The sequence below is a fragment of the Candidatus Manganitrophus morganii genome (assembly GCA_021651055.1).
GTDB lineage: Bacteria > Nitrospirota > Nitrospiria > SBBL01 > Manganitrophaceae > Manganitrophus > Manganitrophus morganii.
On the sequence record JAJHOH010000001.1, the window covers coordinates 543,081 to 556,293 of the forward strand.

Annotated in this window: 11 protein-coding genes; all 11 read right to left on the reverse strand. The window is 58.6% G+C overall.

Annotation, left to right across the window (positions count from 1 at the left end):
* Nucleotides 1–52: 52 nt before the first annotated feature.
* Complete coding sequence (locus MCM46_02480) at nt 53–781, reverse strand: hypothetical protein (protein MCG3110668.1); 729 nt, start codon at nt 779–781, stop codon at nt 53–55.
* A 55-nt stretch (nt 782–836) separates the two neighbouring features.
* Nucleotides 837–2,114 (reverse strand): phosphopyruvate hydratase, encoded by a 1,278-nt coding sequence (gene eno / locus MCM46_02485; protein MCG3110669.1) that lies wholly within the window; start codon nt 2,112–2,114, stop codon nt 837–839.
* Between the two features lie 91 nt (nt 2,115–2,205).
* Nucleotides 2,206–3,636: an Asp-tRNA(Asn)/Glu-tRNA(Gln) amidotransferase subunit GatB gene (gene gatB / locus MCM46_02490; protein MCG3110670.1), complete on the reverse strand. Its 1,431-nt coding sequence runs from the start codon at nt 3,634–3,636 to the stop codon at nt 2,206–2,208.
* A gap of 37 nt (nt 3,637–3,673) precedes the next feature.
* On the reverse strand, nt 3,674–4,084 hold the full coding sequence (locus MCM46_02495) for a gamma-glutamylcyclotransferase (protein ID MCG3110671.1): 411 nt from the start codon (nt 4,082–4,084) through the stop codon (nt 3,674–3,676).
* 23 nt (nt 4,085–4,107) lie between these two features.
* On the reverse strand, nt 4,108–5,562 hold the full coding sequence (gene gatA, locus MCM46_02500; GenBank protein ID MCG3110672.1) for an Asp-tRNA(Asn)/Glu-tRNA(Gln) amidotransferase subunit GatA: 1,455 nt from the start codon (nt 5,560–5,562) through the stop codon (nt 4,108–4,110).
* A gap of 5 nt (nt 5,563–5,567) precedes the next feature.
* Entirely contained in the window at nt 5,568–5,921 is a 354-nt protein-coding gene (locus MCM46_02505; GenBank protein ID MCG3110673.1) for an aspartate 1-decarboxylase, read from the reverse strand.
* 83 nt (nt 5,922–6,004) lie between these two features.
* Complete coding sequence (gene gatC, locus MCM46_02510) at nt 6,005–6,292, reverse strand: Asp-tRNA(Asn)/Glu-tRNA(Gln) amidotransferase subunit GatC (GenBank protein MCG3110674.1); 288 nt, start codon at nt 6,290–6,292, stop codon at nt 6,005–6,007.
* A gap of 30 nt (nt 6,293–6,322) precedes the next feature.
* Nucleotides 6,323–8,587: a UvrD-helicase domain-containing protein gene (locus MCM46_02515; protein ID MCG3110675.1), complete on the reverse strand. Its 2,265-nt coding sequence runs from the start codon at nt 8,585–8,587 to the stop codon at nt 6,323–6,325.
* Nucleotides 8,588–8,648: 61 nt separating this feature from the next.
* Complete coding sequence (gene glmS, locus MCM46_02520) at nt 8,649–10,478, reverse strand: glutamine--fructose-6-phosphate transaminase (isomerizing) (GenBank protein MCG3110676.1); 1,830 nt, start codon at nt 10,476–10,478, stop codon at nt 8,649–8,651.
* A 52-nt stretch (nt 10,479–10,530) separates the two neighbouring features.
* On the reverse strand, nt 10,531–12,012 hold the full coding sequence (gene glmU / locus MCM46_02525) for a bifunctional UDP-N-acetylglucosamine diphosphorylase/glucosamine-1-phosphate N-acetyltransferase GlmU (GenBank protein ID MCG3110677.1): 1,482 nt from the start codon (nt 12,010–12,012) through the stop codon (nt 10,531–10,533).
* Between the two features lie 274 nt (nt 12,013–12,286).
* Nucleotides 12,287–13,168: an amidohydrolase family protein gene (locus MCM46_02530; protein MCG3110678.1), complete on the reverse strand. Its 882-nt coding sequence runs from the start codon at nt 13,166–13,168 to the stop codon at nt 12,287–12,289.
* Nucleotides 13,169–13,213 lie beyond the last annotated feature (45 nt).

The window sequence follows — 13,213 nt, forward strand, 5'->3', positions numbered from 1 at the left end:
TTCAATCTTTTGACTTGACCCGTTACGCCTCACGCTTCACGTCTATTCGCCTTTAAAGGTGATAGTTCAGCCGAAGCGTGAGGGAGTTCTCGTTGATGATCCGCGCCTCGCTTGAGAAATAATAGTTTTCGTAAATCTTGAATTCAGCGCCGACGAAAAAGCCGATGAAGTCATCCGATCGGATCGTCGAGCCTCCTTCGAATTTCCCTTGCGCCTTCGAAAGCAAGAGACCAAAGTAGGGAACGAACTGCTCCATCCCCTGGAGCGATCCGCCCAGGAACGATTCGATTTCGGTCCAGGTGACCTTCGGCGCGGCCGACCCGTCGTCCCGGCTGAAGAATTCGAGAAATTGAATTCCGACGCCGATTTTGAGTTTGTCTTTTTGAAAGAGGGTCCAACGTGCCCCCCCGCCGAAAGCAAGCCCGAAGTCCCCTTCGAAGTTCCGGGAACCGGTCTCCAGATCGGCCACGCCGACCCGAAGATAAAGATCGACAAAATGGGTGAGGCCATAGATTCCCTGGAGGAGAATCCGCTCGCTCGTCGCCTCCCCGCCGAACCCGTTTTGTCCGGCGTCCATGTCGCGCTGGACCAGATCATATTCGAGGTTGAATTGGGAAAGGGTTTTCGGCTCCCCGGATGCGGTCGGCTCTCCGATGACCCCCGCCTTCGCTTCCTGCACCCAGATCAGAAAAAAAAGTCCAGAGACCAACAAGAGAAAGTGAAATAGCCGCCCTTCTTCCAACCGCACACGACCGACCCCGCCTCGCCCCGCTACGCCCATCCCGCCTCCCGTATTGGATCGAAATAGCGGGAGGGGTCACCCTTGACGCCTCGCGTTATTTCGAATAAAGGTTTTTCCCGCGAAACACCGCCGCATCGCCCAGCTCCTCTTCGATTCGAAGGAGCTGGTTATATTTGGCGGTTCGATCGGTCCGGGAGAGCGAGCCGGTCTTGATCTGTCCAGCCCCGGTGCCGACCGCCAGGTCGGAGATCGTCGTATCTTCGGTCTCTCCCGACCGATGTGAAACGATTGTACCATATCCCGCCTGTTTCGCCCGTCCGATCGTATTGAGCGTCTCGGTCAAGGTGCCGATTTGATTCAGCTTGATCAGGATGGCATTTCCGATCCCCTCCCGAATTCCCTTATCCAGGGTCTTTTCATTGGTGACGAAGAGATCATCGCCGACCAGCTGGACCCGTTTCCCCAAATGCTCGGTCAGCATCTTCCACCCTTTCCAATCGTTCTCCGAAAGCCCATCTTCGATCGAGACGATCGGAAAAAGATCGATCAGCTCCTCATAATAGCGGACCATCTCTTCGGAAGAAAACGACTTCCCCTCGGATTTGAGATGGTATTTCCCCTTTTCGTGAAACTCGCTCGCCGCCGCATCGAGGGCCAACAACACATCCCGCTCAGGCCGGTAGCCGGCCGCCTCGATCCCCCTGATGATCATTTCCAACGCTTCCCTGTGCGACCGGACCGCCGGGGCGAATCCTCCCTCATCGCCGACCGCGGTGGTATACCCCTTCTTTTTCAAAACCGATTTAAGGCTGTGGAAAATCTCCACCCCCATCCGGAGCGCGTCCGAAAAGGTGGCTCCCCCCGCCGGGATGATCATGAACTCCTGAAAATCGAGACCGTTGTCGGCGTGCGCGCCGCCGTTGATGATATTCATCATCGGAACCGGAAGCTCCCGCGCCCCGAGCCCCCCGAGATAACGATAAAACGCCATTCCCCGCTCCTCCGCGGCCGCTTTCGCCGCGGCGAGGGAGACGCCGAGGATCGCATTCGCCCCCAACGACCGCTTGTTCGGGGTCCCGTCCAGCGTGATCAGCGCTTCATCGAGGGCCGCCTGCTCTTCGGCAAAAAGACCGATGATCTCCGGCCGGATCTTCTTGCGGATGTTCTCGGTCGCCTTGAGAACCCCTTTCCCATGGTAGCGCTTCGCGTCTTTGTCGCGAAGCTCCAGCGCCTCCCGCTCCCCGGTCGACGCTCCCGAAGGGGCCGCGGCCCGGCCGACGGCGCCGCTTTCGAGAAACACTTCCACTTCGACCGTCGGATTGCCGCGGGAATCTAAAATCTCACGCGCATGAACATCAGCAATTTGACTCATTCGAACCTCCACACCCAAAATTCGTAGGGGCGAACCTTGTATTCGCCCGGTCTCAATCGTTCCGCAGTCAGGGCGATCACAAGGATCGCCCCTACGTCTGCAATTTTTTCTTCAATAGTTCGTTCAGCTTGCCGGGGTTCGCCTTTCCCCCGGAGCGCTTCATCACCTGTCCGACGAAAAACCCGAGAAGCTTCTCTTTGCCGGCCCGATAACCCTCGACCTCTTTCGGATTCGCCGTCATCACCTCGTCGATCACCCCTTCCAGCGCCGATTCATCGCTCACCTGAACGAGCCCCTTCTCCTCGACGATCTTTTCGGGATCGGCGCCGCTCCGATACATCTCTTCGAAGACGGTCTTGGCGATCTTTCCGCTGATCGTTCCGACTTCGATCATCTTCAGCATCGCCGCGAGCTGCCGGGGGCGGACCTGCGCCTGGTCGATCTCCTTATTCTCATTGTTCAGCTCCCGGAGAAGATCCCCCATCACCCAGTTGCTGACGTTCTTCGGCTTCGGATAAAGCCGGACGGTTTCCTCGAAGAAAGCGGCCAGCGTCTGCGAACCGGTCAGGATCACCGCATCATATTCCGGGATCTGGTATTCCGAGACAAACCGTTTCCGCTTGGCATCGGGAAGCTCCGGCAGGGTCGCCGCAATTTCATCGATCCATTTCTGATCGACAGCGAGCGGAACCAGATCGGGCTCGGGGAAGTAGCGGTAGTCGTGGGCCTCCTCTTTGCTTCGCATCGAAAAGGTCATTCCGCTCTTGGCATCCCAAAGCCGGGTCTCCTGAACGACCTTCCCCCCCTCCTCCAAAATTTTCTCCTGCCGCGCGATTTCGTACTCGATCGCTTTCTGGACAAATCGGAAGGAGTTCATATTTTTTATCTCGGCCCGGGTGCCGAATTTTTCAGTTCCGACCGGCCGGAGCGAGACGTTGGCGTCGCAACGGAAATTTCCCTTCTCCATGTCGGCATCGGAAACGCCGGTATAGACCAGGATCGCGCGAAGTTTCTTCAGATAGGCGACCGCCTCTTCCGGTGTCCGAAGATCGGGCTCGCTGACGATTTCCAGAAGCGGCACCCCCGCCCGGTTCAAATCGACGTGGCTCGCCGCTTCGATCCCCTCGTGGAGATTTTTGCCGGCATCTTCTTCCATGTGGATCCGGGTGAGCCCGATCCGCCGCATCTTCTCGCCGACGGCGATCTCGACCGTGCCGTGTTCGGCCAACGGCAGCTCATACATCGAAATCTGATATCCCTTCGGCAGGTCGGGATAAAAATAGTTCTTCCGCGCAAAGCGCGCATAGGGCGCGATCTTGCAATGGGTCGCCAGCCCGATCCGAATCCCCTGCTCGACCACTTTCCGATTGAGCACCGGCAAGACCCCCGGATGGCCCAAACAGATCGGACAGGTCTGGCTGTTCGGCGGCTGGCCGAACTTCGTGCTGCAGCCGCAGAAGATTTTTGATTCGGTGAACACCTGGGCATGCACTTCAAGCCCAATGACAGCTTCGTACTTCATTCAATCATCCTACAAAATAATGGGCGAATGGGTTGCTTCAATCATGCGTTCGGAGCGATTTCAAAAAACCGAGATAACGTTCCGAAACTTTGTTCTTCTCGGCCCCTTGGATCATTTTACTCAGATAGGCCCGGGAGGGAAGGAAAACGCCTTGACGGATCGCCACATAGGTCAGCGCCGGAAGGGTCGCCCCATCCATCTCCACGAAGACATCCTGGCGGATGTAGGAATTCGGATAGTCGGCGAACTTATCCATCCGTTTGAGGTCATCCAGCGTCAAATCATAAAGAACGCCGCAGATCTCCTTTCCCCGCTCCGGAAGGATATCGGCGGTCCCGCTGTTCCACGATCGGGACCACCGCGTAAAGGCGAGGGCGTAATTCGCCAGCCGTACCGTACCGATGACGCGGTGTCCGGGACAGCGGGTTTGCATCTGCTCATGATCCATGTTGGATCCGTAGGCAAAATAAATCACGACAGCGACGGCCTCCGTGTGTGAAATTCCGTTTCTTGTTCAAAGGTGTAGGCGACGCGAAGAATCCCCTCTTCGTCGAACGCGCGACCCAAAATCTGCAGCCCGATCGGAAGCCCCCCCTTGGAGAAACCGCCGGGGAGGGAGATCGCCGGGATTCCGGCAAGGTTGACCGAGATCGTGAAGATATCGGAAAGATACATCTGGAGCGGGTCGGCGGTCTTCTCGCCGAAGCGGAACGCCGGGGTCGGCGCGGTCGGCGTGACGATGACATCGACCGACTGGTAGGCTTCGTCGAAATCGCGCTTGATCAACGTCCGGACCTGCTGCGCTTTTTTATAATAAGCATCATAATAGCCGGCAGAAAGGGCGTAGGTCCCGAGCATGATCCGCCGCTTCACCTCCGGCCCGAATCCCTCGGCCCGCGTCTTCATGTACATCTCCAGCAGATCGCGCGCTTCCGGGGTCCGATAGCCGTACCGGACGCCGTCGTAGCGCGCCAGGTTGGAGCTCGCCTCCGCCGTCGCCAAGATATAATAGGTCGCCACGGCATATTCGGTGTGGGGAAGCGAGATCTCCTTCACCTCCGCCCCGAGCTTCTTGAGCGTCTCGATCGCCTGCGCGACCGACCCTTCCACCTCCGGGTCCATCCCCTCGATGAAATATTCTTTCGGAACACCGAGGCGCATCCCCCGGACATCGCGCCGCAAAGCGCGGGTCAAGTCGGGCATCGGAAGATCGGCCGAGGTCGAATCGGACCGATCGTAGCCGCCGATCACGTTCATCACGGTCGCCGTGTCGGTGACATCTTTGGTGAGCGGGCCGATCTGATCGAGCGATGAGGCAAACGCCACCAGACCGTATCGGGAGACCCGTCCGTAGGTCGGCTTCAACCCGACCACCCCGCAGCAGGCCGCCGGCTGGCGGATGGAGCCGCCGGTGTCGGACCCCAACGCCGCCGTCGCCTCCGAGGCGGCCACCGCCGCGGCCGATCCGCCGCTCGACCCCCCCGGAATCCGGGAGAGGTCCCAGGGGTTCTTGGTCTTCTCGAAGGCCGAATTTTCTGTCGAGGAGCCCATGGCGAACTCATCCATATTGGTCTTTCCGAGAAAGATCACCCCCGCCTCCTTCAGCCGAGAGACGACGGTCGCGTCATACGGCGGACGATAACCGTCGAGGATTTTAGAAGAGCAGGTCGTCCGAACTCCTTCGAGACAGAGGTTGTCTTTGAGAGCGATCGGGATGCCGGCCAGCGGGCCGATCGCCTCTCCGCGCGCAATCGCCTGATCGATCCGGTCGGCCTGCGCGAGCGCCTCTTTCTGCGTGAGGGTGTTGTAGGCGCGGACCCCCTTTTCGACCGACTCGATCCGCGCGTAGAAAGCGTTCACCAGCTCCTTCGCCGAGACCGATTTCTTCTTCAGCGCCTCATGCAACTCGTGCGCGGTTGACTCCACCCAGTTCAAATCCCGCTCCTGATCGCTTCGATTCGGTTCTTTTCGTCCACCTTGACCACTTTCGGCTTGTATTGCTTGAGCTCTTCTTCGCTGTAGGAGGCATAACAGAAAATGATGACCTTATCCCCGACCACTCCCTTTCGGGCCGTCGGCCCGTTGAGACAAATGGTGCCGGAGCCCTTCACCCCCGGCAACGCATAGGTCACAAATCGTTCGCCATTGCTGAGATTGGAGACCATCACCTGCTCATACGGCAGCATCCCCGCCGCATCCATCAACCCCTCGTCGATCGTGATGCTTCCCTCATAATCGAGCTCGGACTCGGTGATGGTGGCCCGGTGAATTTTGGATCGTAACATCTGTCTTAACATTCCGTTCCTCTTTATAAGTATGGGTGGGAGTGAAAACCGTTCACCCATCCCGATGTGATTGTTATACGAAACTACTCAATGATCTTCGGGACCCGGAAAAAAGGCCCTTCCGAATCTGGCGCGTTCTCCAATGCCTTCTCAACCGGGAGCGACGGTCTTGCGCGATCCTCTCGAAAGACATTCGAGATCGACAGGACGTGGGAAGTCGGCTCGACCTGCTTTGTGTCGAGCTGATTGAGTTTCTCGACATAGGTGAGGATGTTGCTGAGCTGATCGGTCAGCCGTTCGATCTCTTCAGACGACAGCTCCAGCCGCGCCAGCTTCGCAACGTGCAACACCTCTTCCCGACTGATTTTCACCTTCTCATCTCCCCTATCACCTGCTGATTTTTAAGAACATTTTTCCAGTCTAGCATATTTCAATGCCAATTTCTTCGTCCCGGCCGAGGAGAAGGCGACGGTAACTTTCGCCCCCTCTCCCTCCCCCTCGCACCGCTGGACACGGCCGATTCCGAAGAGCGGGTGGCGGACCATCGCGCCGACCGGGAAGAGCCCCGCCTCGCTCTCCTGGATGTCGTTATACACCGGATCGTCCGACTCTTTCTTGACCCGCCAGCTCTGCGCGCGGCGGCCGTCCGCCTCCGGACGGAAGGCCGGCCGGCGGCTCACGATCGTGATCCCCTCCTTCGGCAGCTCTTGAATAAATCGGGACGGCGCGTTCCACTGAGAGCTGCCGTAGAGCCGCCGGTGCGCGGCGCTGACGAGGTAGAGCCGCTCCATCGCACGGGTCATTCCAACATAGCAGAGTCGCCGCTCTTCTTCCATCTCCCGAAGATCGGTGAGCGACCGCGAGTGGGGAAAGAGCCCCTCCTCCATCCCGATCAGGAAGACCACCGGAAATTCGAGCCCCTTGGCCGAGTGGAGCGTCATCAGCGTCACCCCGCCGCCGCTCGCGTCCCGTTCATCCCCATTCGAGACCAATGCGATCTGGTCGAGAAAGGCCTTCAGATCGGTCGGGCGCTCGGTTTCGGCCACGCCGGAAAGCTCCTCCTCGTCGACGATCGGATGGAACTGATCGGCCGCGTCGATGAACTCCATCACGTTCTCGATCCGCCCTTCGGCCTCCGTCGTGAATTCCTTCTTCAGATAATCGAGATAATGAAGCTCTTCGATAAGATAACGGACGACCTGCGATAACGGTTGGCTCTCGGAGACGATTCGGATCGCCTCGATAAACTGATAAAAAGCCGAGAGGCCCCGTCTCGCCCCGCCGGTCAGTTCGATTTGATCGGGAAGCATCGCGTCGCTCCCCGAGACAATTCGGCCGATGGCATCGTACAACGAGAGGGCGTGTGTCTCCGCATAGGTCGCGAGCCGGTCGAGCGAGGTCGTCCCGACCCCCCGTTGGGGGAGATTGATCACCCGCCGCAAGCTAAGGGCATCTTCCGGATAGACGGTCAGCCGAAGGTAGGCGATGAGGTCCTTGATCTCCTTCCGCTCATAAAATCGAAGGCCGCCGAAGATGAAGTAAGGAATCCCGGCGTTGCGAAGGGCCTCCTCCATCACGCGCGACTGGGCGTTCGTCCGATAGAGAATGCAGAAGTCGGAGAGGGTCCGCCCTTCCCGGTCGACCAGCCCCCGGATTGTGTCGCGAACGAAGCCCGCTTCTTCCTCCTCGCTTTCAACCTGAGACCAGAGGATCGGCTCTCCCGTCGGGTTCTCGGTGAAGAGCTGTTTCGATTTCCGCTTGGTGTTGTTTTCGATCACCGCGGAGGCCGCCGCCAGAATCGTCCGGGTCGACCGGTAATTCTGGTTGAGGATCACCACCTTCGTGTCGGGAAAATCGCGCTCGAAGCTGAGAATGTTCCCGACGTCGGCCCCGCGAAACGCATAGATCGACTGGTCGTCGTCGCCGACGACGCAGAGATTCCGCCGCTCCGAGGTGAGGAGCCGAATCAATCGATACTGGGCCGGGTTGGTGTCTTGATACTCGTCGACCAGAATATATTCGTACTGTTCTCGATAGCGCCGGCAGACCTCCGGGACCGATTCAAACAGCCGGATCGTCAACCCGAGCAGATCGTCGAAATCGAGCCCCTGCGCGGCCAACAACCGTTCCTGGTAAAGGGCATAGACCTTCTTGAGCTTGTCGTCCAGGCCGTAATCGGCCCCCTTCTCCGCGAATTCGGCGGGGCTCATCAACTGATGTTTTAACTGGCTGATCCGGGTCAAAAAAGTCCGCGGCGGATAGAGATCTTCGTTGACCGACAGCGCCTCGGTGCACCCCTTCACCAGGGCGAGTTGATCGCCGGCATCGTAGATCAGAAAATCGTTCTTGTAGCCGAGCAGATGGATATGGCGCCGAAGGAACTTAAGACAAGCCGCATGGAAGGTCGAGATCGTCAGCCGCCGGCACTTCTCCGGCGAAACCAGCTTCGCAATCCGCTCCCGCATCTCTTCGGAAGCTTTGTTGGTGAAGGTGACCCCGAGAATCGCGGCGGGGGAAACGCCGCACTGCTCGACCAGATAGGCGATTCGGTGCGTGATCACGCGGGTCTTGCCGCTTCCGGCGCCGGCCAAAATAAGAAGCGGCCCCTCCGTATGCCGGACCGCTTCGCGCTGCTGGGGATTCAAACCGCTGAGAAGATCAGTCAACCGGAAATCCTTTCGTCCTTCGCCCTCAACGGGCGAACACAAGGTTCGCCCCTACCGAATATTACTCCACCGTGACGCTTTTTGCCAGATTCCTCGGCTGGTCGACATCGCTCCCCCGCAGCACGGCGATATGATATGCCAGCAACTGGAGCGGGATCGTCATCAAAATCGGGCTGACGTGAGGATGAATCTTCGGGACATAGAAAACCTCATCGGCCAGGGAGGCAATTTCGCTATCCCCTTCTTCCGCAAAAGCGATGATGATCCCGCCGCGCGCCTTCACCTCCATCACGTTGTTGACGATCTTATCGTACACATCGTCCTTCGGCGCCAGAATGACCACCGGCATGTTCTCGTCGATCAGAGCGATCGGCCCATGTTTCATTTCACCCGCCGGGTAGCCTTCCGCATGGATATAGGAAATCTCCTTCAGCTTGAGCGCCCCTTCCAAGGCGACCGGGTACTGGATTCCCCGCCCCAGATAGAGAAAATCGCGGTGCCGGAAAAAGTGCTTCGCGATCGCCGCGATCCGCTCTTCGTGCCGGAGGAGATCTTCGATTAGCTTCGGAAGATGGACCATGGCATGGATCAGCCGCTTTCCTTCTTCTTCCGGAAGGATCCCCCGCTTTCGACCGAGATAAATCGCCAAAAGGGTCAATGCGGTCAATTGGGTGGTGAAGGCTTTCGTCGAGGCGACCGAAATTTCCGGACCGGCATGGGTGTAGAAAACGGTCTCCGCCTCCCGGCTGATGCTGCTGCCGACCACGTTGCAGATCGAGAGGGTCCGGGCCTTTTTGGATTTCGCCTCCTTGAGCGCCGCCAGGGTGTCGGCCGTCTCTCCCGACTGCGAAATGGCGACGAGGAGATCGTTGGAAGAGAGCCGTGGATTTCGATAACGGAACTCCGAGGCGATATCGACCTCGACCGGAAGATGGGAGAGCGATTCGATCAGAAATTTTCCGACCAGGGCGGCATGCCAGGAGGTGCCGCATCCGATGAGGATCGCCCGCTGGAACTTTTGAAGATCGCTCTGCGACCAGCCGATCTCGTCGAGATAAACCTCCCCCGCCTCCTGCGCCACGCGGCCGCGGATGGTATCGACGATCGCCCGCGGCTGCTCGTGAATTTCTTTCTGCATGAAGTGGCGATAGCCCCCCTTTTCGGCCATCACCGGGTCCCATGAGATATGCTGGCTCTTCTTTGAGAGGAGCGCTCCCTTGAGGTCGGAGATCTCCGCGCCGTTCCGGGAGAGAACGGCCAGCTCCCCATCTTCCAAGAAGATCACCTCGCGCGTGTGGCTCAAAAAAGCAGGGATATCGGAGGCGACGAAAAACTCTTTGTCTCCCACCCCGATCACCAGCGGACAGCCGGAACGGAAGACGACCATCTTCTCCGGCTCTTTCTCCGAGATGAGGCAGATCGCATAACTTCCGACCATCTTTTCAATGGCGGACCGGACCGCCTGCTCCAGCGGCATCCCTTTTTGATAAAGGTGATCGACGAGCTGGACGATCACCTCCGTATCGGTATCGGAGGTGAAGACCCGTCCTTCGGCCTGGAGGCCTTTTTTCAAGGAAAGGTAGTTCTCGATGATTCCGTTGTGGACCACCACCAAGGAACCGGCCCGGTGCGGATGGGCATTCGCTTCGGAGGGTTTTCCGTGCGTCGCCCACCGGGTGTGGCCGATTCCTAGATAACCTTTCGGCGGGATCAGGGAGAGGGTCGATTCGAGCGCGGCGAGCTTCCCGGCCGACCGTTTCACCTCCAACGCCCCGTCCGAGAAGTAGGCGATCCCGGCCGAATCATATCCCCGATACTCCAACCTCCGAAGCCCGTCGACCAAAATCGACACGACGTTTTTCTCTCCGATATAACCGATGATGCCGCACATAGGATGACTCCGAAATACCGCGAAGCGTGAGGCGTGAAGCCCGCCTCACCCCTCACGTCTTTTTTGTTTTTCTCTTACGAACCCAGCCTTCTTTGTTTTCTTGCCGGACGCGTGAAATGGCGAGCGCCTCCGGCGGGACGTCTCGTGTGATCGTCGAGCCGGCGGCGATCAACGCGCCGGCGCCGACGCGGACCGGCGCCACCAGCTGCGTGTCGCTTCCGATAAAAACCTCATCTTCGATGATCGTCTGGTATTTCTTTTCGCCGTCGTAGTTGCAGGTGATCGTCCCGGCGCCGATGTTGACCCCTTTGCCGACCACCGCGTCCCCAAGGTAGCTGAGATGGTTCGCCTTGGAACCCTCTCCCAGCTCGCTCTTCTTGATCTCGACGAAATTTCCAACCTTGGCCCCCTTCCGAAGCACCGTTCCGGGCCGGAGATGGGCGAAGGGGCCGATCGAAGCATCCGCATCGATTTCGGATTTCTCAATGACACTGTAATCCTTCACAACCACGCGCTCGCCCAAGCGGCTGCTCTCGATCCGGCAGGCGTGCAGGACGCAATCTTCACCGATCTTCGTATTTCCCTCCAGGGCGACGCCGGGATGGATCACCACATCCCGTCCGACCTCCACCGAGGCGTCGATCCGGACCCGGGCCGGATCGAGGATCGTCACCCCTTCGGCCATCCAGCGGGCGGCGATCCGTTTCCGGAGCGTCCCCTCGGCCGTCGCCAAATCGGCGCGGCTGTTCACCCCGATCACCTCGTCCGGATCGGCCTCCGCACCGGCGAGCCGCTCTCCCCTGCGGGCGGCGATCCCGATCAGGTCGGTCAGGTAATATTCCTTCTGCTGGTTGTTCGGCCGAACCTCCCCCAGCCCATCGAAGAGAAACGGCGCTTCGATGATATAGACCCCGGTGTTGATCTCCTGGATCGAACGCTCGGCCGGGGTTGCATCTTTCTCTTCAACGATCCTGGCGATCGCGCCGTTCTTCTTTCGGAGGATGCGGCCGTATCCATAAGGGTTCGCCAGGCGTGTGGTCAGCAACGTCATCGTCGCCCGCTCCTTTTGATGTACCTCCCAGAGCCGCTGCACCGTCTCCGGCCGAAGGAGCGGCGTGTCGCCGCTGAGGATTAAGACCGAGCCGGAAAAGTCTTCGAGCGCTTTCTTCGCCTGGAGAACGGCATGCCCCGTCCCCAGAGGGGGATCTTGAAGAAGGCAAGTCACCCCCGATGATGAAACCGCCTCGGAGACCTGCTCCGCGCGATGGCCGATGATGACGAAAGTCCGCTGAATCTCCAGCCGCTTCACCAGATCGAGAACGTAGAAGAGCATCGGGACACCGGCGAGCGGATGAAGAACCTTCGCCCGCTTCGACTTCATCCGTTTCCCTTGACCGGCCGCCAGAACAATCGCCGCCCGTTCGCCCGAGGGACGCGGAAATTCCCCAGGTTTACCCGCAGCGATTTCTCTCTTTCGGCTGTTTCGCCGCGGCGCTGAAGGGGGATGCCCCCCCTTTTTCTTTCCGTCTTTCATGGCTGGATCAGTTTAGACCTTCAGAATCGTTCAAATCGGCTTCAAAACGGGATGCAAAGGACCATCAGGGTAATTGAAGGTTCCCCGCCGCAAGCAGCGGGGAACCTTCGACCCGAATGGAGATGAATCTATTTGTATTCACGCGTCTAACCCACGCCCCAAGGGGCGGGAATGCGACGCGCGTGCGTGTTCAATCAATGCAAACGAGACAATATACCTGACTTTTCAGGCTGCTTGCAATATTTTTTTCCCCGAACTCGGAAAGGAAAGCCGCCTACAACCCAAGCAACCTTTTCGCATTTCCAAAAAGAATTTTCTCCCACACCGCCGGCTTAAACCCGGCCTTCTCGAAATCGGCGATCCAGCGCTCCGGTGTGAGGAAGGGGTAATCGGAACCGAAGAGGACCCGATCTTGGAGAAGACTATTGGCATGTTGCACCAGCGAGGGAGAAAAATATTTCGGCGACCAGCCGGAGAGATCGATGTAAATGTTCGTCTTATGGACGGCGATCGCCAGCATCTCCTCCTGCCATGGCCACGAAGGATGGGCTCCGATGATCGTTAAATTGGGAAAATCGGCGGCGATGTCGTCGATGTAGGGAATCGGCTGGGCGTATTTCAACTTCAGACCGTTCCCCCCCGGGACCCCCGCCCCGACCCCCGTCGTCCCGGTATGAAGAAGAAGCGGGATCTTCAGCGCTTCGCAACATTCCCAAAGCGGATAAAACTTCCGGTCATTCGGAAAGAAAGCCTGGATGATCGGATGGCATTTTAATCCGCGCAGCCCGAGTTCCTTGACCGCCCGTTCCAACTCCCGAACCGCCACGGCCCCTTTCCAGGGATCGACGCCGGCAAAACCGATGAAGACGTCGGGATATTTTTTAACGATTCCCGCCACGTAGTCGTTGGTGACCGGCGGGAGGCCGGTGTGGGTCTCCGCGTCCCAGGCGAGCAGCACCCCCATCATGTCGAGCCGGCGATAATACGCCGCCATCTCCTCCACGCTGACGACGGCGTCGTGCCGATGAAAGTAATGAAGCGCGTCGGAAAGGTATTTCCCCCCGGCATCGACCAGATACTCCCTGGTCCCGGGATGGACATGCATGTCGATCGCCCGCATGGCTGCTTTCTCCTGAGAATTCCGAGATTGTACCATAACTCTCTTCTCGAATTCCTCCGAAAACACTTCCGGCTTGTAACT